The organism is Psychrobacter okhotskensis (assembly GCF_013248965.1).
Classification (GTDB): Bacteria; Pseudomonadota; Gammaproteobacteria; order Pseudomonadales; family Moraxellaceae; genus Psychrobacter; species Psychrobacter okhotskensis.
The window spans coordinates 56240-83209 of sequence record NZ_JABRVQ010000003.1; the positions used below are offsets into that span (position 1 = coordinate 56240).

Genomic DNA, 26970 nt, shown 5'->3' on the forward strand with positions numbered 1-26970 from the left:
GAAACCTCTAGGCTAAATTAACCACTTATTTGAAATGCTTATCCTGTCTAACCTTATGCTGTGTCAACTACTTGCTTTACATATAGCGATTCAGCAATCAGACGTTTTAGTCAAACAACTCACCAATCTTTTTGAAGAATGACTTTTTATGTGGCGACTGTTGATGTTTGCTATCACCATCAAGTGTATCTTGGAATTCGCGTAGTAGCTCTTTTTGCTCACGTGTCAAATTCACTGGCGTCTCGATGACCACGCGGCAGATCAAATCGCCTTTCATAGTGGTACGAACTGGCGTCACGCCTTTGCCGCGCACACGCAGTAATTTACCACTTTGCGTCCCTTCTGCGACCTTGATTTTGACTTTGCCATCTAGCGTTGGGATTTCAACTTCTTTACCCAGTGCTGCATCGGTGATGCTAACTGGCACGTCCATATAGAGATCGGCACCTTGACGGGTAAAGACGTTGTGCGGTTTGACGCGTACTTCGACGTATAGATCGCCGTTTTGTACACCTGCGCCGCCCGCTTCACCTTCACCCGCTAAACGCACGCGATCACCATCATCGACGCCCGCTGGGATAGATACTTCTAGCGTGCGTGATTTGTCTTTGACGCCATTACCATGACAGTCAGGGCAAGGGTTTTTAATCTGTTTACCAGAGCCGCCACACTGTGGGCAAGCTTGCTGCACGGCAAAAAAGCCTTGCTGCATACGCACTTGGCCCTGACCATGACACATCTGACACGTCACGACATCAGAGGCGTCTTTTGCGCCCTTACCATCACAAGTCTCGCACGGCGCAGGTGCGGTAAAGCTGATTTCTTTTTTGCAGCCGCGTACCGCTTCTTCTAAAGTCAGCTCAATCACATAACGCAAGTCCGAGCCGCGACGTGAACGCCCACCGCCGCCGCCACGTGATTGACCAAAGATATCGCCAAAGTTGCCAAAGATATCGCCAAAGATGTCTTGGAAGTTGCCGCCACCAGCACCGCCGAAGCCGCCACCGCCCATGCCATTTTCAAAGGCAGAATGGCCCATACGGTCGTAAGCTGAGCGCTTATCTTCATCACTCAATACTTCATAAGCCATCGAGGCTTCTTTAAACTTGTCTTCAGCATCAGGATCATCAGAATTGCGGTCTGGATGGTATTTCATGGCCAGCTTGCGGTAGGCTCGCTTAATTTCCTTGCTGTCAGCGGTCTTGCTGACACCTAATACTTCATAAAAATCGCGCTTACTCATGGGCTCTCCTATCGTCTTTACAGTGCCGCCGGCTGGTCGATTCATCAACCTTAATCAATTATCACCTTGTTTTTATACGCAGTTGTCCTTAAAGGTTTCACATGAAACATGGCAGACTGCGAATAAGGAGGCGATAATATTATGAATCTTATAAGCGAATACGGCGGGATGCTGCTTAGCCAAATCAATTATTAAAAGTTTGCGCTATTTATGGAGATGCCAAGATGATTTATCAAGCGCTTAGATGCTGAAATTCTGACTTATGAAGTTTTAAGCCCGCTAAAAAAGGTTTTATTAAGAATTGAGCAAAGGTTTTTATACCTTTATCAAGGCTGGCCATGCTAATATTTAGCGCCATATTAATGGGGTTTTAAATCCTATTTTTGAGATTTACCGCCATTCCGTTTGCGCTAAGGTAGCAATTTTTATGAAGAAGCTGATTGTTTTATTGATTGTCATTGCAGTCGCGGTCTATGGCGGCTCGCCTTATTACAGCGCTTATCAGCTCAAAAACGCTTATGATGCCAAAGACGGTGCTGCTATCGCTGCCGCCATTGATTACGAACAGCTGCGTCCAAGTATCCAAACGCAATTGACCGATCAATTTGCCAATACCATGACCCATTATCCATTGGTTGCTGAGTTGGGTGGTGCGCCTTTGACTGAGGCGGCAAATGGCTTCATCACACAGGCAGTCGCTGGTGCAATCACCCCACAAAATATCGAAAAACTGATTAATACTCAAGGGCAAGCCAATAGCGCGACCAAGGAGCTGGCCGCTGCATGGGCAATCGCTAGCAACCAAGTCGATCTTAAAAATCTGATTCAAAACTTAATCATCCAGCGCGGCGATGTCAATGCGGTGGTTCAAAATCAGATGCAGCAAATCATGAAAAAACAAGCGGCGGAACTTGAGCAGCAGGCCGCCCAAGGGTCAGACAGTGATAAGCCAACATTGAGCTATTGCGGTATCAATTGCTTCACTATCAGCGGTCAAGTTAAAGGCTACCCGCTCACTGTAGAGATGCAGCGCGACGGTCTGATTGATTGGAAAATCGTTGATATCGTCTTGCCATAACATAATGTGAATGGCTATTGGGGAATTTTTCTATAGAGCGTTTTGACTTATTCTACTTCTGAAACCTCTAAATATAGTCAATTTGAAATAAAATCGACACGCTAATATTGCCAGTGCTACTGGGATAAATTTTACCTGCTTGCTGTGTCTACGCTGACAGAGGCTGCGCAAAATTCATCCCAGTAGCACTGTATTGGTTTTTTATAATGATTCAACTATAATCAGCGTTCTCAAAATTGTAAATTGCACGACGCGATCCATTATTTCCCAAGCTACTGTTGCCTAAGATTTCTCTTACTGATCTGCTCATCGAATTACAGGCGGTAGGAATACCGCCCAAAGTCATACGATAAACGTGATATCTTCTTAGGCCTAATAGCAGGACGATTTATTGTGCCGCTATTGTCGCACCAGCAGCACGTTCAATCAATTGCGCTACTGGCGCATCGGGGCTCAAAGTACCAAAGGTCAATCCGTGTTCGCCTGCAATGCGCGAACGGCAGAATTCCGTCGCGATGTCTGTATGATCACCCAGCAGAAAAATCGACGCCTGCAGCATCAATGCCAAGCGCTCAATCACATAACGACTCCGAAATTCTAAGGTCTCGATATCGTCGAAGCGTTGCGCCAAGCATTTGAGTTCGGCATCGTAATGGGCATTCTTACCAGCAGCATTCTGCAATTCGGCAAATAGAGCGTCGCGCGTTTCCGGCTCTTTGCGTAAGGCGCGTAATACATCGAGGCACTGCACATTGCCACTGCCCTCCCAGATAGAATTCAATGGCGCTTGCCGATAAAGGCGCGGCAGGATGTTTTCTTCTACATAGCCGATACCGCCTAAACACTCCTGCGCCTCGTTAACCAATACGGGTGTGCGCTTGCATATCCAGTACTTGCCAATGGCTGTCGCAATGCGTGCCAGTGCAGTCTCATGCGGGTCTTTGCCACTCATTTCAACCGCACGAGCAACGCGCATGGTCAGAGCGATGGCGGCTTCTGACTCCAAAGCCAAATCAGCCAACACATTGCGCATCAGGGGCTGGTCAACCAGCAGTTTGCCAAAAGCCTCGCGCTTGCTAGTATGATGAATCGCCTGCACAACGGCTTGGCGCATTTGTGCTGAAGAGCCAATCATACAATCCAATCGGGTTAACGCCACCATCTCTAAAATGGTAACGATGCCGCGCCCTTCTATACCAACCAATTCACCAAACGCGCCTTGGAACTCGACCTCGGATGAGGCATTAGACCAGTCACCCAGCTTATCCTTTAATCGTTGTATTCGAACTGCGTTGCGCGTGCCATCGGGCAAAAAGCGCGGTACTAAGAAACAGCTAAGACCGCCTTCGGTCTGTGCCAGCACCAAATGCGCATCACACATTGGCGCTGAAAAAAACCATTTATGACCGATGATCTCATAGCTTCCATCTTCTCGGCGAAGCGCTCTGGTGGTATTGCGCCGTAGGTCTGAGCCGCCTTGTTTTTCGGTCATGCCCATACCGATAGTACAGCCTGTTTTTTGTTCCATTGGCAGGCTACGTGGATCATATTCCGCTGATAGAAGCTTGGGCAACCATTTTTTTGCCAGTGCCGGTGCATGGCGTAGCGCAGGAATCGCTGCAAAGGGCAAAAACTGGGTGCTGATGTAGCGGCATGGTCTACGGTGGATCAACGTGTGACAGAATGGGACAGCACATGGATCGCCGTTACCACGGGCGGCCTACCACGTAGCGACCGTAAAGTGCTCCGTGCCCGTGCACGCGCGCTCTCCTTGTTAGGCTTTCGAGAGCTAGATACCGGTCTTTATCTGCGCCCCAACAATCTGTCAGGCGGCGTCGATAATGCACGCGCGCGACTGTTGGATCTTGGGTTGGGAGAGGAAGCTGCCGTTTTTAAAGCCAGCGTCTTTGATAGCGTTCGACAGGAAAAAGCCTTATCACTCTGGTCTGATATGCAGCTGGAAGCAAGCTATAAAGAAACCTCACAACGATTGAATGACTGGTTGGCCACCAAAGATAAGCTACCACGTGAGGCTGCCTTGCGTGACGTCTATCTGCTCGGTGATGCCGGTATCCGCAGTGTGATTTTTGATCCATTGCTACCCGCACCGCTGGTCAATGAGCGCGCACGGCAACAGTTTTTTGATACCGTCAGGCATTTCAATAGTGAAGGTCGTCGCCTTTGGTATGCGTTTTTTAAGGAAGGTAACTTATGAAAAAGGTCATTTGAAAAGCATTATAGTCAGTGAAAAGTAATATCGAACCATCACGCACTGCTGATATCACTTTTTCTTGCTTGCTGTGTCTACGCAGACATACAGAGGCTACAAAAAGTTGATATCAGCAATATCGTCGCGTTTTTAGGATATTTTGACTATATTTCATAGTGGACAGACGATAAGTTATTTAATGCCCAAAGGTTATTTAATACCTAGAAATTCTAAAAACTCTGGACTCTCAAAGCTCGCTTGATAGAGGACACCATCTTCACGATAAATAGCAGGCGTGGCCATCACTGCCAGTCCCGCCGCTTTTTCGCGATTGGGCGTCACGTAATCAACATTACAGCTGGCAGCGGCTGGCGTCATTTTCCCAATTAACATGGCTTTATCAAGGGCTTTGCGGCGGCTGTCCTTATCAGCTTGGCACCAAATGGCACGCATTTGCGCAGGTGACTGCTCATATATCGGATAAGCGATGGTTTTTACTGTGACACCTTTGGTATTGAGCATAGGAAATTGTTGATGTAGCTTACGGCAATAAGGGCAATTGACATCGGTAGCCACATAAATAATGGCTTTTTCTGCGCTGATAGCGGGATAAGTAATCAATTGCGACTCATCTAAAGCGGCAAATACTGATTGATTTTTGCGCATTTCAAACGCTTCATCAAGTCCGATAAATTGACCGTTTTCGATGACGGATATCTCACTGTCAGTGATGTATTGCGCATCGTCCGATAGCAAGAAAGGCACCCCTTCTAACGTTGCTCCCCAGATAACGCCCGGCACTGCCGTATAAAAGAAAGGTGTTTTAGCGCTCATATTTTTCAGCGCACTCATATTGGCGAGTAGCGATGACTTGACGGTAGCACTGACCGGCTTGCCTATTTGGTCACGATTACTACGGACTGGCGTTTTTGTCACGACCCGCTTGCTGGGGTTTTTCTGTAGCTCGCCTTGGATGACATAATTGCCATCCTTAGTGATATGCAGTGGTAGCTGCCCTACTAGGTTGACTTGATACATATTAGGCAACTTAGAAGGCACAATCGAGGTTATCTGTGTCTTAATCCCTGCTTGCGTTAGTAACTGGCGTAAGCGCTTGTCCACCGACTGGCCTACCGTACCAGCGGCTGGCGTGGTTTGCACGCTTGAGCTGAGTTTGTTATTAATGGCATCAGTGGCACTCGGCTGGGCACAGGCTGTCGTCGCCAATAGTATCGCGCTCATCAAACCAGCAGACTTTAATACAAGTTGTTTCACGGAGACAGTCCTATTTGTTATAAAAGAAGTGTTTTAACAGACGTGTTCGGCAAGTTTCTCTAACAAGCATCCACTTCATTATGCAAAAACATAGATTAAAAAGATAACGGGACTTTAGCATATGCGCTAACTTTGACAGCGATTAAAAGGCCAAATTTGCAAAATTGCTACTGAGCTTTAAGAGACAGGCAATACAAATATAGATAGGTCAATATAAAAAAGATAAAGCGAGGCTTGGATAATTTTTTGCAGCCTCTGTCGGCGTAGGCACAGCAAGCAAGCAAGAAAAATTTGTACCAGCTCCGTGCGTTATATCGTGTATCTGCTTTATTCAGTATCGACTATAGCAGACAGACATAACAGGCAGCAAAAAGCAGCGCACTTTAATAGTGGCTGCTCATGTTAAATCTTATTTTCACAAATTATTTTAGGGTTCAATAAGGCGAAAATTTAGAATTTGGCGACTTCTTCTTCGGTTAAGAAGCGACTATCGCCTTTTTCCAAACCGTCTAAAGTGATATGACCAATACTGGCGCGATGCAGCTCAGTCACTCTATTACCAAAATAACCCATCATACGTTTTACTTGGTGATACTTGCCCTGCTCTAAAGTTAAACGCGCATGAGTCTCATCGATGAACTCAAGAACCGCAGGCTTGGTTTCTTCATGTTCGCCTTCTAATAAGATACCTTCAGCCACTTTTTTAACAGCATTGGCTTGAGCGTCGCTGTCCATCGCTTCAGCCAAGGTCAGCTCATAAATTTTGGCATGGGCATGTTTAGGGCTGGTGACACGGTGCAACCATTTGCCATCATCACTGATGAGCAACGCACCAGTCGTATCGACATCGAGGCGACCCGCAATACGTAAGCTACCCAGTTCTGGTACCGAAATCAGCTCGGTGACGATAGGATGTTCTTTAACTTTTAAGGTACATTCAAAACCTTCAGGCTTATGCAGGAGTATATAGCGATTGCCCGCCGCGACCGATAGTGGCTCGCCTGCCCACATGACATCATCGTTGACGATATCGACATGGACGCCAGGATCTTTGATTATCTGATCATTGACCGTGATTTCACCCGCGTGCATAATCTTTTTGGATTCTTTGCGCGACAGCTCAGTGGCTTTACTAATAAATTTATCTAAACGCATACGATTGACTACCATCAGTGTTATGTTACCACTCCCAACTCTGCCGCTAACGGAATGAACTTAACGAAATCGCTAATTCTATCCGCCGCGCCAAGGCTACTAGATTAGCACTTAGCCGCGACTCGCTCGTTATCTTTAAGCGTGAGAAATGGTACTATAATGAAAAATTAAATGAACACTGCGCCAAATATGGACAACAGTGAAAGTTAGACAAGTTTACCATATCCTACCTAGACCTGATGAAATATGAGCTATCAAACGCTAAAACGTGCCGTCACTGCCCGCCTAGAAATCAAAAAATCTGATTTTATCGCTTATGCGTATCCGGTGCACTCACGTGAGCAAGCAATGTTTCACGTGGAACAACTACGTGAGAAATATGCCGATGCCCGTCACTACTGCTGGGCCTATATCATTGGTGACCCTGATAATACTACCAGCGCTGGCTTTGACGACGATGGCGAGCCGAGTGGGACCGCAGGACGTCCGATATTAAATGTCTTACAACACAAATCTATTGGCAACGTCATCATCATTGTGGTGCGTTATTTTGGCGGGATTAAGCTGGGCGCTGGCGGTCTGACCCGTGCCTATGCAGGTTCTGCGCAAGCGGCGGTCGACCAGATGATTTTAAGCCCTTATGTAGCCATGAGCCGAGTGCAAATACTCGCAGAATTTGCGACCGAAGCGCAATGCCGCTATGTGGTTGAGAGTCTAAACGGTCGTATTGATGAGGTCGCTTACAGTAAGCAAGTCACCTTGACCGTGACGCTTGCTGAGGCAGATATTGAGACTTTAAAAGAACGCCTTGCGATGGATGGGCGGGTATTGGATGAAACATGAATTCAACCTCAAACCATCAAAAAGCCATCAAAAATTTGAGTAACCATGCGTTCACTGAAAGTCTTTGGTTTTCAATATACCTATCGGTATTATACGCTTACTCTCAACACTAACGATAAGATCACGCCATGCAAACCTACAACCTCCCCGACCATTTCAACCCCACGCCTTTTAAGCCACCATTTTGGCTCTCTAACCCGCATCTGCAAAGTATCTTGCCCAAGTTTTTTGCACCAGCAGCACCGACGTATCGTCGGATGGTGATGCAAGACTCTCTAGGTGAGACTGATATTGCTTATGACTTTTATGATGCGCACCCTGTAAAAGCAATCGAAAATGATGAGCGTGAACAAACACCTTTAATCGTCTTGTTTCATGGGATGGAAGGCAGTAGCGACAGTCATTATGCGCGGGTTTTGGCGTATCAAATGCACGCGCAAGGCTGGCACTTTGTGGTCGCGCACTTTCGCAGTTGTGGCGGCATTCCAGCCAATGGTCGAGTCTTTTATAATGCCGGTGATACCGATGAAGTGCATCACGCGCTACAAAATCTCAGCGAGCGATATGCCAATATTTATGCGGCTGGGGTGTCACTAGGTGGCAATGCCTTGGCAAAATACATGGGCGAATATGGGGATAAAGCCATCTGCAAGGGTGCTGCGGTCATCTCTGCGCCTGTCGATATGTCATCGGCGGCGCTCAATATGCACAGCTTTTTGAGCCATCGTATTTATACGCCATATCTACTCAATCCTATCATCAAAAAAGCACTGGCAAACGACATCACCAAAGAAGAAATCGATGCCATCAAAGCGGTCAATCGTATCAGCGACTTTGATGACATCTTTACCGCACCGCGTCATGGCTACCGCTCCAACAATCACTATTACCAAGCGTCCTCTGCCCTTCCATACTTGATCAATGTGACCACACCTTTATTATTAATCAGCGCCAAAGACGATCCTTTTATTGGCTTTACCGCGACGCCAAATGATGTATCTGACAGCGTCACTCTCATCGACACCGATCATGGCGGGCATATCGGTTATTTGCGATATCGTTCAGATAAAGATAAATCTACCCATCTTTATAAAAAATCAAGATTTGATATCGATTGGATACCTGAGACTGTCAGCGCTTACTTTCACTCTATTGGCGTGCCTTTTAATAATAAATGATACTCTAGTAAATGAGACTTTGGCACGCTAAATACTATTGTTCAACTTTTGAGACTGTTCTATGTATCCTTTTTTACGCTATAGCAAATCTATCGTGAGTGCGGTTATCGCGAACAAAAAAGGTCGGTCTTTAGATCTGGCGCAGACTAGTGAAGTGATGGTTCGTTGTAGCCTCACGGATCTCGATCCTATGCTAGAGATGAATAATGGTCGGGTGTTAACCGTCTATGATATAGGACGTACTGATTTTATTATCCGTACTGGTCTTGGGCGTTTATTGCTCAAACAGCGTTGGGGTATGGTAGTGGCTGGCAGCACGATTCAGTACCGTAAACGTATTCGTCTGTTGGACAAAATCACAATTAGGACGCATATCGTCGGTATAGACGAGCGCTGGATATATCTGGAGCACTCTATGTGGGTAAAGGGCAAGCCATGCTCGTCTATGCTGCTAAGAACTGGCGTCACGGAAGGTGGTAGAGTGGTAGATACTGCACGGGTGTTAGAAGGACTGGGTAAAGCAGACTTAAAATTGCCACCGACTGGTTATGTGGCAGAGTGGATTGAGAGTGATGGTGACCGTCCGTGGCCGCCAGTGGGTTAGGTATCTACGTCGAAAAAGTTAGACAGTTGAGAGCGGAGTAACTTACTTATAATTTTCTAGAAACCTTATAGCTACTGTTCCATAACAATACATTATATAAATAAGTATAATAACTGTTAGGATAGTCATGAGTGTCGTATAAAATCAAATAAAGCTTATAAGGGGAATAAAATGGCTAACAATACGGATCTTCGCACTGACTATGTCGGTACACTATTCGACAACACGGACTCAAACCCAAGCAAAATTACGTTAGCTTTTACCATGGCAGGCGTGGCACTTAAAAAAGGTCACTCTGCATCCGTGATATTGATGGTAGATGCCGTGCATTTAGGCGTGCCTCATGCTTTAGATAAGGTCAATATTGGCGCACCGTTTGAACCTGCTGGCGAGTTACTAGAAGCCTTTATCGAAAAAGGCGGTCAAGTATTGGTCTGTAGCGCGTGTATGAAACATGGTGGCGTAGAAGAATCGGCCATTGATAAACGCTTTACTGTCATCAGTGGTGATGATGTGGTTGAGCTGCTGATGAATGCGAAAGGGTCGTTGCAGTTGAGTTAAGTATCTAGTGTACAAAGGTAGGTCAGTAACTTCATAATATCAGGAAGATACTGACCCACAAATTATTAGCTTAGATGTTACTTTAAAGCCTTATTTACGTCATTTATAAGACTTTTCCAACCCTCAATTTCATCAGCAGAGAGTTTTGACGAATCGTTATCTTTACACCACCTTATAAAAGCTTTGGCTAAATCGTATTTCGAAAAGTTTGGAACTTCTTTAGTAAATATACTGATTATACTTCTACTAGGTTGTGAATCAGCTACTTCTTTACAATTTATCGAATATTTAGAATCCACAATATTAATTAGCGTTTCTCTCAACAAATCTTCTATTTCTGGTTTAGTAACGTTCTTGCAATAATCTTTAGTACGAAATATATTTTTATTTCCTAAAGTATGAATTAAATTTTCCTGTTGAGCGGCTTGATCACCTGCGCTATCAGAATCAAGTAACGCTGCAATTTTCAATTTTTGCGCATGTAATATAGTAGCGTAATAAACAACTTTACCAGCTGTGTTAGCAAATACGAGCGCTATTTTATTATCTAGATTTGCAATATCAGCTTGACGTAAAAGCTCTGATGTTGCTTCTATATACCAATAGTCTGTTAATCCTTCTAGAATTAAATTTTTCTTTTGTGTAAATAAACTTTGGGCTAAATCGTACCCTAATGCTTCTTGGAGAGGCAAAAGGCCAGCTGGGTCACTCGAAGAAATTGTATTATGGATTTTTGTTCCATCTCTACGACTTTTCATTTCCACAACTTTCACTATATCCAATTCGTCAGGTCCAACTAAAAATGGTGAGTGTGTAGTATAAATAGTTTGATTTTTTTCTGCTAATCTAGTTATAGTTTCTCTAAAGTCTCGTTGTTTTAGTCCGTGTAAGCTCATTCCAGGTTCATCTAAGAGCAGGATAGCATTTTTATGTTTATCCATTGCCTCTGCAAAAAATACTACAAAAAAAGAAACTAACCATTGAAAACCTTCAGACCTTTGGTCAAGTTCAATATCAACACCAATATCATCTTCTACTACGACTTTTAAGTACTGTCCATCAGCTGTTACTTTTAGTTTATCTGCTTCAGGTCGTTCAGGATTTGGCATCCATACCTTTCGAATTTCGTCTGTCAGCTTAACACTTGCAGCATTCAGTTGATAACTTCTGCTATCAAGCTTATCTTTATAAGCTTTCAATGCTTCTGTATCGTTCATTTTAGGACTTTGTGTACTCCCTAATTCTGAGAGCTCTCTTGCAGTAAAGCCTAACAGCTTGAGAAGACATAGATTTCCGTAATCATAATAACTATCGTCCAGTAAGTTCTTTTCAGTCCTTTCTACTAAATGTGCCAGATGTATAGAAGGTTTAACCTTAAAGTAATTGTTAAATAGAATAAATACTGGTGTTCTTTTATCTAATGTTCTTAGAACACTATCTCTCTGTTCATTCAACTGAATCAAATTTTTTAACTTTTCGAACCTTTGTTCTTCCTTATCATTACCTTCTTCGACAAGAGCAAAATTATTTTCTAGAAAGCTCTGTAAATCATCAGCTTTATCTGCTGATATGAGTGTATTATCATTCCAGTTTTTAGTAATTGTGTTTAGAATTCCACTAGGTTTTTCAGTTTCCTTGTCTGGGTATTCGATAGCATGCTGCTTATCTAAATGCGCTATAAACCTTGATAAATCATTTCTAATATCTTTATAGCAAGTTTTTGAAGGGGCATTTTCAAGAGAATGATATAACTTATTATCAAGATTTTTACTTAATTTATAGATACAATCATGAAATTCAGTAGGTATGGCTTCTTTGTCATCTTCATCTAGCTTAAACCAACCAGTTACGACAGTAATATCTTCAATCAACACTCTCCCCGTAGTAATGTCATTGTAGTTTGACCTTGGGTAGTCCCTAAGTGCTTCAAATCCAGATACATCTTTTGGCTTATTCAGCTGCTGTAAAGCTCTTAAAACTATCGTTTTTCCCGCCTCATTCGGTCCAACCATAATTGTTTTCAATTTTTCTACTTCAAATTCACCCGTGTCTATTATGCTACGATAATTTTGTATTCTTGCCTTAACTAATCTCATATTAATCTCTTTGTGTAAATTTATTATTAAAACTAATTTAGCATAAATTATTATAATCTTTGCCATATTAATATATTTAAAGTTAACTACAATTCTGTAGCCAAAACACACCCCCTTATTCAGCAACTAAATAAACACTATCCAACACGCGCACCGCCTACCTCTGCTACAGTAAGTCATGCAAATATGCTAATAAAAGGAGCCATTCATGAGCTTACTTAATACGCTTAACCTCACCTATCCGATCATCCAAGCGCCAATGGCAGGCGGTGCTACTACGCCTGAGCTGGCAGCGACGGTGAGTAACTTTGGTGGACTGGGATCATTGGGAGGCGGGACAACGGCGCCAGACGTTTTAAACAGTGAAATTAATACCATTAAATCGCTCACCAATCGTCCTTTTATGATAAACCTGATGGTGTTGTCAGAGCACGAATCTACTACGTTGGATAGCGAAATCCCTACTTGGCTAAGTAAATACTATCAAGAAAACAATATAGACATGGCGCTACCTGACCGCCCCGCGCACAGCTTTGCAGAGCAGCTACAAGTGCTCTATGACAATCCCGTCCCTATCGCTAGTTTTACCTTTGGTATTATTAGCGCCGAGCAAGTGCAAGGCTTAAAAGATTTAGGCACACGTGTCATCGGTACTGCCAATCACCCATTGGAAGCGAAAGCATGGGCAGAGATTGGCGTCGATGCGGTATGTGTGCAAGGGGTAGAAGCGGGTGGGCATCGCGGTGGGTGGTTAGCGCAAAGTGAAAATGATCCATTGGGATTATTGACGCTGATTAGTCAAACGCGTGCCTGTACCGATATTCCGTTAATCGCGGCTGGCGGGATTATGACAGGGCAAGCGATTAAAGCGATTCAAAGCGCTGGTGCTGAGCTGGCGCAAATCGGCACGGCGTTTTTGACCACTGATACCTGCGGTATTAATGACATTTATAAGCAAGCGCTACTGGATGCTAGTCAAGATAAACGCAGTAGCGAAACGCGCTTAACTCGGCTGTTTTCAGGGAAGCAAGCACGCGGTTTATTAAACGATTATCTGCGCGATTTTGGTCAATTTGAAAGCGCGCATGAACTACCGCCCTACCCTCAATTAAACGCCATGACCAAAGTTTTACGTGCACATGCGAAACAAAACCTAGATGCAGAATATCAGTCTCTATGGGCAGGGCAAGGGGTGGCTTTGGTCAGGCAAGAACGGACGATTGAATTATTAGAGCGGCTGGTAAAAGAGTGTTAGTTTTCTTGATGTAGAGACAATATTCTAACCAAAAAAAAGAAACACCAGTCTACCTGATGTTTCTTTTTTGGTTTAGAACAAGTATTTTTGACCTAAACAACTACTTCTTTAGTCCTTTTCGAAACGTTTTATAATCATCCGCTGTTTGGTCAAGCGCTTCGACCATCGGTACATGACCGACTTCTGGCATCATAATAATCTGTGATTGTGGGATGATTTCTTTTATCACCTTGACCGTTTCAGGCTTAATGACTTGATCTTTATCACCCCAAACCACTAGCGTCGGAATATTATATTGCGCGATGACTTTGGCACGTTCCTCGACACTATCGGTGACGATTTGCTCAAGGATTTTGGCATGTAGCTCTTTATTAGCGATACGTTCTTGGGCAAATACTGCTTTGACAGACTTAGGCAAGTAAGGCGGCTTATACATCACAAAATCAAACATTTTGTAGAAGTCTTCTTTGTTATTGACCAGTAGCGGATTGTTCTCTAAAGTCGCGCCTTCTAGCGATTTAGAAATACCTGCTGACCAAAACCCTGCTGTGTCCACTAACCATAGACTTTTGACGTCTTTAGGGTACTTCGCCGCATAAGCGACACTGATCGCCCCTCCCATCGAATTGCCACCGACATGAATGTTTGACGCGACACCTTTGGCTTGCAGCAACTCATGCAAACGCGTGGCCTGCGCCTCCGAGCGATAATCTGCGGTCATAGGCTTGCTAGACTCACCAAAGCCCAGCAGATCAGGAATGATCAGATGATAGCCCTCTAGCTGACTGGCGATGCGCGTAAAGTTATCTTTATTACCGCCAAAGCCATGAATCAATAGTAACGGCTCGCCCGTCACATTCGCGTTTTCGGCATAAACCATTTTGTCGCCAGAAGCTAAGGTCAACGATTTGACTTCTAAATCTGACTTATTGCGCTCATACTGGATAATTTTTTGCGTGGTATTGACCGCTAAAGAATTGGGGGCAGTCGTACAACCCACCACTGATAGACTGAATAGAGCGGCAAGGCCTAAGCGTTTTAATAGCATCGAAACATCCTTATTAAGAGGTAATATGAAAGTGTCTTGTAGACCATGATTCTAACGGCAAACTTATGCTTATATTTTTTAATTGATAACTTTGCAGTCAAAACATTATCCCTTTGCATTTGATAAACAAGACTACCGCTTCCCTGATTACCTTTCTAATCAAGATGCCACACACATTGTCATTTATAATGAGCGTTTTTATTACATTAACGTTTATTTCATTAGGGTCTGTTGAACATTCAAATATCAGGACTGCTGATTGCTAAAATCGTCCCAAACCTTTTATCAAATCAGGCGTAAACCGACGATAATGTCGTGACCTTAGCTAGGTTTACAACAACGTTTGGGGTGATTTTAGTATCAGCCTTTCAGGGCAGGGCTATTTTTTACCATCAACCGAAGCCCATTTGGATGGCGCAAAAGGATGCACATTGAGCGACACTATTACTTCCACTGACAAATCGCGTGACCTTACCGAGGGGTCGATTGCCAAAACCATGCTGCTGTTTGCCTTGCCAACCCTTGGCTCCTCGGCACTACAGTCATTAAACGGCTCGATCAATGCTGTTTGGGTCGGCCGGTTTTTGGGGGAAGAGGCGCTTGCCGCAACGGCGAACGGCAATATCTTAATGTTTATCATGATTTCATTCGTGTTTGGTTTCGGTATGGCGGCCACTATTTTTATTGGTCAAGCCATGGGTCAAAACGATGACGTTAAGGTTAAACGCACCATGGGAACAGCGCTAGGGAGCATTATTCCAATCAGTATATTGTTATCAGCAATAGGCTGGATATTTGCCCCAACGCTACTCGATCTGCTCGGTACGCCGCCAACTGCTTTTGAGCTTGCTTTGACTTATCTGCGGATGATCTTTATTGCGATGCCCGTCACCCTAACCTTTACGCTGATGATGATGGCACTGCGCGGTACGGGGGATTCCACCACGCCGCTTTGGTTTATCGCGATGTCGGTCGTGATTGATCTGATTTTGACGCCGACGCTTATTTTGGGTTTAGGCCCTTTTCCTGAATGGGGTATCTTTGGCTCAGCCGTTGCAACGGCAGTTGCTAATACGTTAGCGCTTATCGGTATGGTCGTCACTATGTACTGGCGTGGTTCGGTGCTGACACTTAGTATGCCAGAGCTGCGCTTTTTGCGGGCAGACCTTGGCATCTTAAAGTCGATGTTTTCCAAGGGCTTGCCGATGGGTTTGCAGATGATCGTCATCTCTACGGCAGCGCTAACCATGCTATCGCTCATCAACCGCGAAGGCGTACAGACGACCGCTGCTTATAGCGCCACCCAGCAACTTTGGACTTACGTGCAGATGCCCGCCATGGCGCTAAGTGCCGCCGCTAGTGCGATGGTCGCTCAGAATATCGGTGCCAATCAATGGAGCCGAGTGGCAGGGATTACCCGCTGGGGGCTTATCTTTAACGTGATATTGACAGGCACTATGATTGGGATACTGACTATTTTTGATAAAACTATTTTAAGCTTGTTTTTGGGTAGTGACAGTGCAGCGGTGCCGGTCGGTCGGCATATCCAAACCATGGCGACGTGGGGCTTTCTCTTTTTTGGGATAGCGCAAGTGTTCTTTGGCACGATGCGTGCCAACGGCTATGTGATCTGGCCACTGCTAGTCATGGTAATTTCGATGTATCCTGTGCGACTTGGTTTTGCTTTTGGCATGTATCCACTACTGGGTGCCGATGCGCTTTGGTTATCATTCCCTGCAGGTATGGTAGCCACCGCGGTCATGGGGGCAGGATTATATCTATACGGTGGCTGGCGCAAAGGCGAAAACTTGTCAAAAGAAGAAGCCGCGCAAGGGTGCGAGGGCTATCGTGCTCAGATAGGCACTTCGGCGTCGTGCCGTGATCTGGCACCGACCACTTCATGGAAGCGCTTACCTTCACTCAGTGTTGCAAGCTTGCGCCAAAAATTTCAGGGTAGCGATTAAACGAATCATAATAAACCGTAGTAGTGATGATCTGGCTTTAATATTACCCAAGTAAAAACCTGACTGCCGCTGCCGCATGAATAGCAGTGGTATCAAATACAGGGATGGGGCTGTCGGCTTGTTTAATCAGCAAGCCAATCTCGGTACAGCCCAAAATCACACCTTCGCATCCTTCATCCACTAACTGCTCAATGACCTTTATATAATAGGCTCTTGAGCTATCTTTGAATGCCCCTACGCAAAGCTCGTTCTTAATAATGCGATGCACTTCTGTACGCGCATCACTCTCTGGTATCGCTACTTGTAAGCCTGCGTCAAGTAAACGTTGCTTATAAAAATCCTCAGTCATCGTAAACTGAGTGCCCAGTAAGGCAATTTTCGTCAGACCTTGCGCCTTAATTGCTTGAATAGTGGCATCAGCGATATGAATCAAAGGTAAGTCGGTCACGTCTTGCACCGCATTAAACAGCTTGTGCATAGTATTAGAGGCGATCATTAATCCTTGGGCATCTGCGGCTTGTAAACGTTTGGCACTATTAGCCATGAGTACGCCCAACTCTTCCCACGCTCCTTGCTCTTGCAGCTCATTAATGGGGCCAAAGTCTACGCTATGTATGAGCAAATCTGCTGAATGTAATCCGCCCAGCTTATCCTTTATCCCTTCATTAATCAGACGATAATAGCTCTCGGTACTTTCCCAACTCATACCGCCGATGATGCCTAATGTTTTTTGTTGAGAGTGTCGTTGCTTTTTAGCAGTCATTTTACTGCCTTATTGGTTTGTGGTGATCGATTTTATCTTAGCAAAACTAGCAGGCTTTAGTATGCTAATTATCAAAAATATGCTTTCTCAAGAAAAAAACTAGAGTCGTTAAGATATGGCAAACTTTAAGATGAGTAATAACGATTTTACCAATGCCTCATCCCACGATATGATAGTCGCCAATAATTAATAAAGTGGCACAAAACCCTTTACTCCATCAAAAAATCATGCTGATTCAGCTATTTAAGCATGATGCTAACTGTGTAGGACTACATAATATTATGGCAGAGACCTCTACCTTTAAGATACGTACCCGTCGTAAGTACTATCGACTAATTTTTACTGGACTCATGGCATTGATGATGTCGCTCATTATCTCGACGGCATTGATATTGGTCAAAGTAGGCTTTATAGATGGTTTCTTTACGGAGCTCTTGCACTCATGGGGGCTGGCCTTTATTTTTGCTTGGCCTAGTGCCTATGTTTGCGCCTACCTAGTGCAAGAGCATGTGTTGAGTAGAATTGAGTTTTATTGAATTAAACGAGCAAGATAAATTTTAAACTTAAGTGCACCCCTACCCTATAAAAACAGCTAAGATAAGCCATACCATTTTTATATAGAGGGCGCTATGACCCAATCAAGGCGTACAATCGAGCAGTTGCTCAGCCAAGGTACACTGCCCATAGAAAAGGCAGATACCGCCGCACTATTTTTAGACGTTTATCCCAGCAAGCGCACATGGCTGCAGTTTTTTGATAAAGCGCTATTGGTTATCGGCGCGGTAGCGTTGGTATTATCCCTTGTGCTCTTTATTGCCTATAACTGGCTATATATGGGCAAATTGGCCAAGTTCGCTTTGGTCGAAGGCGCTTTGGTCATCACTATCGCGCTGTATGTGGCGCTGTCCTTTCGGCGTCGTTTTGCCTTTGTTCGGCAGTTGTTATTGCTGATCGCTAGCATCATTACTGGTAGCTTATTAGCGCTGTTTGGGCAGGTGTATCAGACTGGCGCTGATACGTGGCAGCTTTTCTTTGGTTGGGCCGTATTGATTACGCCTTGGGTCATCATCGCCCGTTTCCCTGCGCTTTGGCTGCTGTGGCTTGGGCTTATTAATGCTGTAACTTTGTTTTATATCGACACCTCATTGTTTTTTGGCATAGGTTACTACTATCAAGATTTTTGGCAATTCACCGTAATCACAGTTATTAATGTTATCGCTTTTTATTTATGGCTGATCTGCTTTGAAGACAAACGTGGTTCAGGACTTTCTAATTTAAAGACATCTAATTTAAAGACATCTAATTTAAGCCTTTCTGACTTGAGCCTGTCTAGCGTTACTACTGATATCACTACCAATAGCAAATTAGACACCTTCAATCTTGCCAGCACTGCCGCCAAATCCAGCCTACATTGGAGTACCTATGTCGTCGGTCTACTCAGTACGTATACCATCACTTATCTGACGATAAGCACTTTTTTTGATAATAAAAATATTCTGCTGTTCTTAGTCGCGGTTTCCTTGTGGCTAGGTTGGTGTGTATTTATGCATTGGCGTTTCCGCAAGCGTACGACTGATTTGCTGATGTTGACTTACTTGTCAGGCTCAGTGATTGCGGTTATTGTCTTTATTTTAGGCAAAGCACTGCTGAGTGATTTTGACGCTGGCGGTTTTTTATTATTAGGGCTGGTACTGATCGGTATGAGCTCCTATGCCGTCGTCTGGCTACGCAAAGTTGCACGTCTTAAAAAAGAAAACAATGTGCCCCATACCATCGTTAAAGGGGAGCAATTATGACTAATGATATGAACGATGAGCAACGTCGTCGCCTTTTGCTATTACAACAGCACGGATTAATTAACAAGCAAAATGGGAACGATAGCTTGTTAAACCAGACTGAATCTGGAGAGCATACCCCTTGGTTTATCAACATCCTTTTTGGTTTTAGTGGGATATTTGCCAGTTTATTATTCATTGGGTTTTTGACGTTGATATTATTTGAGACTGAGATTTTTGACAGTATCATTGGAGTATTGCTTACTGGCAGCATATTGAGCGCTATTGGCTGGTCTTTATTTTATAATGCCCATTTACGTCATAGCCCATTCTGGAACAGCTTAGCCTTTGCGATTACTGTCGCTGGTCAAGCGTATATCGCCTTTGCCTTATTGACTAATGAGCTTGAACAGCCCGTAAATGTAGTCATCTTGCTACTTATACAGCTATTTATGACCATCGTCACGCCCAATTTTATTTACCGTCTATTAAGCGCTATGGTAGCGCTGGGCTGTGTCATCTATCTACTCAACTTCTATCACCTGCCCGAGTTAAACTTAGGGCTACTGGCGCTTATGACTGCCGTTGCCAACTTACAGCGCTATTCAATATTACAGCGCATTTCTGTTAAATGGCGGTCGGCGGCCTTGGATATTAGCAAAGCGCTCTCCTATGCCAGCGCTTTGATGTTGCTCAGCGTTTCGGTATATTTTATCGCCGCTGAATATGGGGGTAGCCCTGATAGCTTTGGCAGCCTTGATAGTTATGGCGACACCTTTAGCTATAATTACTACCTCGCACAAGGGTTACTGACGCTCACCAGCCTTTATGCGGCTTTGCTTATCCTTAAGCGCTATCAAGTCAAACTGCTATCAGCAGCAGGGTTCATCATTATTTTCGCCATTGCTATATTGGGCGTTATGTCGATCTATGTCTCAGGATTGCTGACGACCAGCCTTATCATCGTCATCGCGGTTGCCAACAGTCAGCGCGTGCTATTAGGGCTAGGTATTACAGCATTAGTCGGCTATATATTTTGGTATTACTATCAGCTCGATACCTCTTTATTGATCAAATCCGCCTCCCTGCTAAGCATCGGTATCGGTTTACTATTGATGCGCTGGTTACTCATAAAACGTTATTTTGCGATTAGTAAAAGGAGTAGCGAAGCACTGACAGTGGCTAACGAGAAGGAGCGCTTGTCATGAGTAAGATAAACAATCCATTGCTGGGGCAAAAGTCTGTAGCCAAGCCGCTACCGTGGTGGCAAAAGCGTACATTTACCATCGGTGTTGCGCTACTGGGTTTGATCATAATATTAGTCATAATGACCGTTAATGTCGCAAAGTTTGAGACCCATTTAGCTACTGGCGACACCGTGCTATTAGAGCTTGCGCCCGTTGATCCGCGCAGCTTTATGCAAGGCGATTATATGACCCTGAGCTATGCGTTAGAAGGTGAGGTACTCAACGAATTAAACGAAAAATTTCCAGAAAATGAATACTACATTAACGCTAGTGAAGGCTACGTCATTGTCGCTTTGGATGAAAATAACGTCGGTACGTTTACCCGTCTAGTCAATGTCATACCGCGCGATTTAGCCGCTAATGAGATGGCGCTTTACTACCGCGTGCGCAATAACGAATTGAAGCTGGCGACCAATGCTTTCTTCTTTCAAGAAGGTCATGCTGAAGCGTTTGAGATGGCAGAGTATGGATTGTTTCGCGTGAATGATAAGGGCGAGCCGCTACTCACAGATATGGTTGATGGAGTGTTTAAAGTGATTGAGCCTGAAGTTAACGACCTTGAGACCAATAATTTCGAGACTAATCGCTTTGACAATGAAAAAGTCTTTGATGATGACAAAACCTTTGATAATTAAGCCTGGTAAATGCTCAAAAATTTAACCTCTAAAACTAGTCTCTAAAAAACCAGTGACAACATCAGGTAACCAAAGTTGCCTTGTTAGTCCTCAGGACAACTTGCTAAGGTAATTGCTACTTATTTTTATTACTTATAATGATAATAAAGGAACATCTTATGCAAGCCTACCTTCTCCATAAAGCAGGCGGTATTGAAAACCTAATTTTGAGCGATGTTGATAAGCCGAAGCCAAAAGCCAATGAGCTATTGATTGAAGTCAAAGCTATTAGTATCAATCCCGTCGACGTAAAAATACGCGAGATGCCCAAGCTCCTCGATCAAGTCTATGGCACTGACAGACCGCTGATTTTAGGTTGGGATATCGCAGGCGTAGTCACTGCTATAGGAGACGACGTTACCAATTTTAAAGTGGGTGACAAGGTCTTCGGACTCGTCAATTTCCCTGGTCACGGCAATGCTTATGCCGAATATGTTGCCGCGCCAGCTGAGCATTTAGTCAAGATACCTAATGGCACTTCCTTTGCAGAAGCGGCCGCTACCACACTCGCCGCTTTGACTGCACTACAAGTATTAAGCCCAAGGATAAAGGCGGGTGATAAAGTCCTCATTCATGCTGGTTCTGGCGGGGTTGGCCACTTTGCGATACAGATTGCCAAGGATATTGGCGCTTACGTTATCTCAACCTCTTCTGCTGATAATAAAGACTTTGTATTATCGTTAGGTGCGGATGAGCATATCGATTACGAAACTCAGGATTTTGAAGAGCTGGTCTCGGATCTAGATTTTGTATTAGATGCTATTGGCGGTGACGTGCTTGAGAAGTCATTACAAGTCACCAAGGATGGTAAATCGATCATCTCTTTACCGACGCCGCAGTTCTCCGATAAAGCAAAAAGCTATGCTAAGCAGCATGATATCGATATTGCGTTTTTTAACGTGACCTCTAACGGCGATGATATGCAGACGCTAAAAGAGATGCTGGAGAAAGGGACAATAAAACCACACGTATTCAAAACCTTTGCCTTTACCGATTTAGCACAAGCACACCTTCAAGTCGAGACCAATCGTACCGTAGGTAAGGTGGTGGTTGAGGTTTAAACCTTCAAACTGTTACTAATCTAAAAATACTTATAAACAATAAATAAAGGATTTATTATGCGTAGTGCAACTTATAACGAATTTGGCAAACCAACAGAAGTCCTCAGTTTAGGCGACAGTCCTACTCCAGAACCCAAAGCCAATGAGGTACGCGTTAAAACTACCCTCGCCTCCATTCATAACCATGACTTACTCACCATTCGTGGTCAATATGGCTTCAAACCAGAATTGCCAGCGATTGGTGGCTCTGAGGCAGTTGGTATCATCGATGCGGTTGGCAGTGAAGTCAAAGGCTTAAAAGTCGGGCAGCGTGTGGCAGCGGCGAGCGTACAAGCGACGTGGGCGGAATACTTCGTCGCCTCAGCTAATATGATATTTCCTGTACCCGACAGTCTGAACGATGAGATGGCCGCGCAACTTATCGCGATGCCGCTCAGCGCTCTAATGATGATTGAATTCCTAGAATTACAACCGGGTCAGTGGGTCATCCATAACGCTGCTAATGGCGCGGTCGGCAAGTCACTTGCGATGCTGGCAGCGGCGCGCGGTATCAAAACCATTAATGTGGTGCGCAATAGTGACGCAATAAAAGAATTGGAAGCGCTGGGGATTAAAAACAATATCGATACCTCAGATGAAGACTGGCAGGATCAAGTCCGTCATATCGTCGGTGATGAGGCCATCAGTGCGGCGGTTGATTCCGTCGGCGGTGAGAACAGTGGCGAGCTATTATCCTTGCTAGGTCACTATGGTACTTTAGCCTCTTTTGGTCTGATGTCAGGTAAGCCCATGGCCATCAATCCTACTGATATGATTTTTAAACAAGCCACCATGAAAGGCTTCTGGGGCAGCAAGCTCAGCCAAGAGATGAGCGTTGAGAATAAGCAGCGCCTAGTGAATGAACTCATCGAACGGGCGGTAGATGGCAAATTAAAGCTACCTGTCGAGGCCACTTTTGATTTGGCAGATATCACCAAAGCGGTCGATGGCGAATTGCAGTCAGGCAAAAAAGGTAAAGTACTGCTAAAACCTTAAACTGTCGTTAACTTGTCATTTAGCCAGCCTTACTTTTATTGATAATGGCAGCGTTCTTTACAGTGAGAGCGCTGCCATTTTTTATGACAGTTTTTTATAGCTTACCGCTTATAACTTACCTAGTAGTATATTGATAAACAGCGGGCAACGTTCATTTACCAAAGTCAGGTTGCGGGTATCAAGCCCTACTTGTTAAGGTTGATGAGTGATTAATCATCATTTCAAAATGAACAATCAACGATATTTATCTAACAATAAAAAAGGATATAAAGATGCGCAGCGCAACCTACAACGAATTTGGCAAACCGTCAGACGTACTCACCATCACTGACAGCCCGATGCCAGAGCCAAAAGAAAACGAAGTCCGTATCAAGACTATTTTATCCTCCATCCATAACCACGACCTCATCACTATCCAAGGCCAATATGGCACCAAGCCAAAACTGCCCGCACTTGCTGGTAGCGAAGCCGTGGGTACTGTTGATGCTATCGGCGATGGCGTCAAAGGTATGGAAGCGGGTCAACGTGTGGTGGTCACCGGTGTCGAAGGCACGTGGGCCGAGTACTTCACCGCGCCTGCCAGTAGCGTCATTCCTATACCGGACGCCATCGATGATGAAATGGCCGCGCAGCTTATTGCCATGCCGATGAGCGCCTTGATGCTCATTGAGTTTTTAGAACTAGAAAAAGGTCAATGGGTCATTCAAAATGCCGCCAATGGCGCAGTTGGTGAATCGCTTGCGATGTTGGCAGCTGAGCGCGGTATCAATACCATCAACGTCGTGCGTAGTAAAGAGTCAGCAAACGAGCTGACCGAAATTGGTATCACCGAAAACAACGTGGTGAGCGATGATGACGACTGGAAAGATCAAGTCCGTCAACTTATCGGCGATGCAAAAATCAGCGGTGCGGTCGACTCTGTCGGCGGTCAGTCTGGTGGTGACTTACTAAGCTTGCTCGGTCATGGCGGCATCATAGCAGCAGTGGGTGCGATGTCTGGTCAGCCACTCGCGCTCAATCCGACCCATCTCATCTTTAAGCAAGCGACACTCAAAGGATTTTGGGGCGGTGCGATGATGCAAAAGATGGATGCAGATAATAAAAGCCGTTTAATAAAAGAGCTTATCGAGCGCGCCGCTAGCGGTAAGTTAAAGCTACCAACAGGCGGCATCTATACGCTGGATAATATTAACGAAGCGGTATCTGGTAAGGTGCAATCTGGCAAAAAGGGCAAAGTATTGTTAAAACCTTAATATAGTTCGTTATAAATCCACTCAAATAAAAGAGCAATACAAGAGGATCCAGACAATGTCTAATAACAAAACCTTTAAAGCCTTAGTCGTCGAAGAAACCAGCGACGGTACGTTCGATAAAAGCATTCAAACACGTAACGTCAGTGATTTACCTGAAAATGATTTATTAATCGAAGTGCATTACTCATCGTTAAATTTCAAAGATGCGATGTCAGCCTCGGGAAATAAAAGAATCACCAAAAACTACCCGCACACCCCTGGTATTGATGCGGCAGGCGTCGTGGTCAGTGACAAATCAGGTACGTTTACCGCGGGGCAAGAAGTATTGGTCTTCGGCTATGATCTCGGTATGGATACCGATGGCGGTCTTGGTCAAATTATTTCTATCCCTGCCGATTGGGCGGTAGCCCGTCCAGAAGCGTTGAGCCTAAAAGAGGCGATGATCTATGGTACGGGCGGTCTCACCGCAGCTTTAAGTGTGCAAAAGTTAGAAAAAATGGGCGCAAAACCAAGCGATGGCCCAGTCGCTGTCACAGGCGCAACGGGCGGCGTGGGCAGCATCAGTATCGCGATATTGAAGCAGCTCGGCTACGAGGTGATTGCGTTCTCTGGCAAGCCGGAGCAAAGCGACTATCTAAAAGAGCTTGGCGCAAGCGAAGTACGTCATCGCGATACCATCAATGAAATCGGTAACAAGCCTATTGGTCGTGAACTGTGGGCAAATGCTATCGATACAATTGGTGGTGATTATCTATCCAACTTGCTCAAGCAAACCAAAGCGGGCGGCGCGGTGACTAGCTGTGGTTTGGCGGGTGGCGCTGAGTTTTCGATGTCGGTCATGCCGTTTATCACTCGTGCAGTATCCCTACTCGGTATCGATTCGGTTTATATTCCATTAGACGATAAAAAGGCTATTTGGCAGCGTGTTTCATCCGATATGAAACTGCCTGATCTCGAAAAGTATGCTGAAGAGATTACCTTAGAGCAAACGCCAGAATACTTAGATCGCTTTATGGCGAGCAAGACAGTTGGGCGTTATGTGGTGAATGTTCGGGGTTAGGTTTAAAGCAATCAGTATTGATAAAAAAAGCAGCACTCCTTTTGGGGTGCTGCTTTTTTAGTAAATTAAATTTGCGTTCATTTGCGTTCATTTGCGTTCATTTGCGTTCATTTGCGTTCATTTGCGTTCATTTGCGTTCATTTGCGTTCATTTGCGTTCATTTGCGTTCGCAAAATAAACGATAGCACGGCTCTGTCCACGTTTACTAATAAGATTTAATTCTATTAATTTTGTTAATCTTTGATGAACTTTTGTTTTACTTTCTTGTAAGTAATCCTGAATTTCTTGACGTGATTTATCACCATTTAACGTCAAAATTTTAATAATTTTTTCGTCATTAGCATCAATGTATTGTTTAACACCAACTACCATTGTGTCGTTCTCTAGTAGACTATCCTGAAGAGTAAAACCTAATTCAAGCTGTTCAGCTTCGCTTAGATTTTTCTTCAAGTTGTTATTCACCCAGCCCTGCTTTTCATCATCAACTACAGCATAGTGTCTATTATACAAAATAACCTTAAACTGGTTGGGCGTGACAATAAACATTGGTTCTTTATCAAAATCCTTGTAGCTTGCTAAAATTCGCCTAATACCTGTTGCAAAATTTTCGATATAGTTAATTTTATCTAAGACATGGACAATGTTAGGGTTGCGCTGAGCACTAATACCTTCTTTGATGTCTGCAACACTTAAACCATCAGGTAAACCACCTGCAGAAAATATCTCTATTCTGTCGTCATAGACTTCAACCTTTATATCAGCTGATAATGAATAATCGCGATGAGCATAAGCATTTATGACTGCTTCTCTAATAGCTTTAGATGGATAGCTCTCATGCTCTAAACGCGCAGCTGCACCAGTAAAAGATACTTTTCTATCATTTAATAGAGAAATATACTCAAGTGTCATATCGATTTGTTTAATTAATGACCCGTTAAACTCTTTTTTTGCTAAAAAGTCTGCCGACATATCTAATCCATCAATGACCGCAATCTTAGTAACCCGAGAATTTTGTTCACTTAATAGTAATGCCCCGTTATTGTATTGATTGTCGATATTTTGAAGTCTTAATCCTTTAGAATCAAATACTATATTGTTGTCCAATAACTTGTCTTGAAGATAATGGAAGGTTAAGCTTTTCTGAACGCTAGATGGCTCACTTTCGAACTCATTAGCAACTTGAGCTTTTAACATTCGCCTAACCTCATCATCAGTCGCACGTCGCTTACTGCTGCCATTACGGATGTAAATACCTTTACTATTAAAACCCTCGCCATCCTTATAATAGTAAGGCGGTTTATCACCTTGTTTAATATGAATAGCAAAGTTTTGAGCTGACACTTCAATGGTCACAAATTTTTGCACTGGTACATTAAAGGCGCTATGAATCCAATCACTAATCCACGACTCCCATTGCTTATACTGATCAATTTTTTCGGGAATAAGAGTACCATCATCGTCAAAACCAAGAAAAATCGTCCCATCATTTGTATTAAGGAAAGCGACAATTTCCGCTTTAAAAGGATTACTTTTAATTGGAATATCAGACTTATATTCAACTGTTTGACTTTCCATAGTTGACCTTTTCAATAA

Annotated in this window: 24 protein-coding genes; 16 read left to right on the forward strand and 8 right to left on the reverse strand. The window is 44.1% G+C overall.

Going from position 1 to position 26970, the window contains the following annotated elements; all coding sequences use genetic code 11:
- Positions 1 to 106 precede the first annotated feature (106 nt).
- Positions 107 to 1243, reverse strand: a complete 1137-nt coding sequence (dnaJ, locus tag HQR03_RS02565) for a molecular chaperone DnaJ (protein ID WP_025652943.1) — start codon at positions 1241 to 1243, stop codon at positions 107 to 109.
- Positions 1244 to 1670: 427 nt separating this feature from the next.
- On the opposite strand from dnaJ, the gene HQR03_RS02570 reads away from it, so the two are divergent.
- Positions 1671 to 2321: a DUF2939 domain-containing protein gene (locus tag HQR03_RS02570; RefSeq protein WP_173239018.1), complete on the forward strand. Its 651-nt coding sequence runs from the start codon at positions 1671 to 1673 to the stop codon at positions 2319 to 2321.
- 388 nt (positions 2322 to 2709) lie between these two features.
- Here HQR03_RS02570 and HQR03_RS02575 read toward each other — a convergent pair whose 3' ends face one another.
- Entirely contained in the window at positions 2710 to 3993 is a 1284-nt protein-coding gene (locus HQR03_RS02575) for an acyl-CoA dehydrogenase family protein (protein ID WP_227523246.1), read from the reverse strand.
- On the opposite strand from HQR03_RS02575, the gene HQR03_RS14325 reads away from it, so the two are divergent.
- Entirely contained in the window at positions 3985 to 4536 is a 552-nt protein-coding gene (locus tag HQR03_RS14325; RefSeq protein WP_336217761.1) for a hypothetical protein, read from the forward strand. The two genes, HQR03_RS02575 and HQR03_RS14325, sit on opposite strands and share 9 nt — an antisense overlap.
- Before the next feature lie 204 nt (positions 4537 to 4740).
- Here the strand turns inward: HQR03_RS14325 and HQR03_RS02585 are convergent, their stop codons facing one another.
- Together HQR03_RS02585 and HQR03_RS02590 are read right to left on the reverse strand one after the other, a co-directional pair.
- Positions 4741 to 5805 carry a thioredoxin fold domain-containing protein gene (locus HQR03_RS02585; RefSeq protein ID WP_173239019.1) on the reverse strand — a complete coding sequence of 355 codons (1065 nt, stop codon included), beginning with the start codon at positions 5803 to 5805 and terminating at the stop codon, positions 4741 to 4743.
- 450 nt (positions 5806 to 6255) lie between these two features.
- The gene (locus tag HQR03_RS02590; protein ID WP_101211929.1) at positions 6256 to 6960 is read right to left on the reverse strand and encodes a pseudouridine synthase; all 705 of its coding nucleotides are present in this window, start codon (positions 6958 to 6960) and stop codon (positions 6256 to 6258) included.
- Between the two features lie 246 nt (positions 6961 to 7206).
- Here HQR03_RS02590 and HQR03_RS02595 point away from each other — a divergent pair, with 246 nt between their 5' ends.
- From HQR03_RS02595 to HQR03_RS02610, 4 genes are all read left to right on the forward strand, one after another.
- Positions 7207 to 7803, forward strand: coding sequence for a YigZ family protein (locus HQR03_RS02595; protein WP_173239020.1), 597 nt, complete (start codon positions 7207 to 7209; stop codon positions 7801 to 7803).
- Positions 7804 to 7931: 128 nt separating this feature from the next.
- Positions 7932 to 8981 carry a YheT family hydrolase gene (locus tag HQR03_RS02600; RefSeq protein ID WP_173239021.1) on the forward strand — a complete coding sequence of 350 codons (1050 nt, stop codon included), beginning with the start codon at positions 7932 to 7934 and terminating at the stop codon, positions 8979 to 8981.
- 61 nt (positions 8982 to 9042) lie between these two features.
- Positions 9043 to 9585 carry an acyl-CoA thioesterase gene (locus HQR03_RS02605; protein ID WP_173239022.1) on the forward strand — a complete coding sequence of 181 codons (543 nt, stop codon included), beginning with the start codon at positions 9043 to 9045 and terminating at the stop codon, positions 9583 to 9585.
- Positions 9586 to 9756: 171 nt separating this feature from the next.
- Positions 9757 to 10146 carry a DsrE family protein gene (locus tag HQR03_RS02610; RefSeq protein ID WP_173239023.1) on the forward strand — a complete coding sequence of 130 codons (390 nt, stop codon included), beginning with the start codon at positions 9757 to 9759 and terminating at the stop codon, positions 10144 to 10146.
- Between the two features lie 77 nt (positions 10147 to 10223).
- Here the strand turns inward: HQR03_RS02610 and HQR03_RS02615 are convergent, their stop codons facing one another.
- Positions 10224 to 12242 carry an AAA family ATPase gene (locus HQR03_RS02615; protein WP_173239099.1) on the reverse strand — a complete coding sequence of 673 codons (2019 nt, stop codon included), beginning with the start codon at positions 12240 to 12242 and terminating at the stop codon, positions 10224 to 10226.
- A 208-nt stretch (positions 12243 to 12450) separates the two neighbouring features.
- Here HQR03_RS02615 and HQR03_RS02620 point away from each other — a divergent pair, with 208 nt between their 5' ends.
- Positions 12451 to 13497, forward strand: a complete 1047-nt coding sequence (locus HQR03_RS02620; RefSeq protein ID WP_173239024.1) for an NAD(P)H-dependent flavin oxidoreductase — start codon at positions 12451 to 12453, stop codon at positions 13495 to 13497.
- A 100-nt stretch (positions 13498 to 13597) separates the two neighbouring features.
- On the opposite strand, the gene HQR03_RS02625 is transcribed toward HQR03_RS02620, so the two are convergent.
- Positions 13598 to 14545 carry an alpha/beta hydrolase gene (locus tag HQR03_RS02625; protein WP_173239025.1) on the reverse strand — a complete coding sequence of 316 codons (948 nt, stop codon included), beginning with the start codon at positions 14543 to 14545 and terminating at the stop codon, positions 13598 to 13600.
- Between the two features lie 431 nt (positions 14546 to 14976).
- Here HQR03_RS02625 and HQR03_RS02630 point away from each other — a divergent pair, with 431 nt between their 5' ends.
- On the forward strand, positions 14977 to 16509 hold the full coding sequence (locus tag HQR03_RS02630; RefSeq protein ID WP_173239026.1) for an MATE family efflux transporter: 1533 nt from the start codon (positions 14977 to 14979) through the stop codon (positions 16507 to 16509).
- Positions 16510 to 16552: 43 nt separating this feature from the next.
- Here HQR03_RS02630 and HQR03_RS02635 read toward each other — a convergent pair whose 3' ends face one another.
- Positions 16553 to 17272, reverse strand: coding sequence for an aspartate/glutamate racemase family protein (locus HQR03_RS02635; RefSeq protein WP_173239027.1), 720 nt, complete (start codon positions 17270 to 17272; stop codon positions 16553 to 16555).
- A 281-nt stretch (positions 17273 to 17553) separates the two neighbouring features.
- On the opposite strand from HQR03_RS02635, the gene HQR03_RS02640 reads away from it, so the two are divergent.
- The 8 genes from HQR03_RS02640 (at position 17554) to HQR03_RS02675 (ending at position 25377) form a co-directional block, all read left to right on the forward strand.
- Complete coding sequence (locus tag HQR03_RS02640; protein ID WP_101211927.1) at positions 17554 to 17808, forward strand: DUF2798 domain-containing protein; 255 nt, start codon at positions 17554 to 17556, stop codon at positions 17806 to 17808.
- Between the two features lie 93 nt (positions 17809 to 17901).
- The gene (locus HQR03_RS02645; protein ID WP_173239028.1) at positions 17902 to 19068 is read left to right on the forward strand and encodes a DUF2157 domain-containing protein; all 1167 of its coding nucleotides are present in this window, start codon (positions 17902 to 17904) and stop codon (positions 19066 to 19068) included.
- The gene (locus HQR03_RS02650; protein ID WP_173239029.1) at positions 19065 to 20255 is read left to right on the forward strand and encodes a DUF4401 domain-containing protein; all 1191 of its coding nucleotides are present in this window, start codon (positions 19065 to 19067) and stop codon (positions 20253 to 20255) included. Before HQR03_RS02645 ends, HQR03_RS02650 begins: the two co-directional genes overlap by 4 nt.
- Positions 20252 to 20929: a GDYXXLXY domain-containing protein gene (locus tag HQR03_RS02655; protein ID WP_173239030.1), complete on the forward strand. Its 678-nt coding sequence runs from the start codon at positions 20252 to 20254 to the stop codon at positions 20927 to 20929. Before HQR03_RS02650 ends, HQR03_RS02655 begins: the two co-directional genes overlap by 4 nt.
- A 158-nt stretch (positions 20930 to 21087) precedes the next feature.
- The gene (locus HQR03_RS02660) at positions 21088 to 22029 is read left to right on the forward strand and encodes an NADP-dependent oxidoreductase (RefSeq protein ID WP_173239031.1); all 942 of its coding nucleotides are present in this window, start codon (positions 21088 to 21090) and stop codon (positions 22027 to 22029) included.
- 57 nt (positions 22030 to 22086) lie between these two features.
- Positions 22087 to 23064, forward strand: coding sequence for a zinc-binding dehydrogenase (locus HQR03_RS02665; protein WP_173239032.1), 978 nt, complete (start codon positions 22087 to 22089; stop codon positions 23062 to 23064).
- 272 nt (positions 23065 to 23336) lie between these two features.
- Positions 23337 to 24317 carry a zinc-binding dehydrogenase gene (locus HQR03_RS02670; RefSeq protein ID WP_173239033.1) on the forward strand — a complete coding sequence of 327 codons (981 nt, stop codon included), beginning with the start codon at positions 23337 to 23339 and terminating at the stop codon, positions 24315 to 24317.
- Between the two features lie 55 nt (positions 24318 to 24372).
- Positions 24373 to 25377: a YhdH/YhfP family quinone oxidoreductase gene (locus HQR03_RS02675; RefSeq protein ID WP_173239034.1), complete on the forward strand. Its 1005-nt coding sequence runs from the start codon at positions 24373 to 24375 to the stop codon at positions 25375 to 25377.
- Between the two features lie 147 nt (positions 25378 to 25524).
- Here HQR03_RS02675 and HQR03_RS02680 read toward each other — a convergent pair whose 3' ends face one another.
- The gene (locus tag HQR03_RS02680; protein WP_173239035.1) at positions 25525 to 26952 is read right to left on the reverse strand and encodes an ATP-binding protein; all 1428 of its coding nucleotides are present in this window, start codon (positions 26950 to 26952) and stop codon (positions 25525 to 25527) included.
- Positions 26953 to 26970 lie beyond the last annotated feature (18 nt).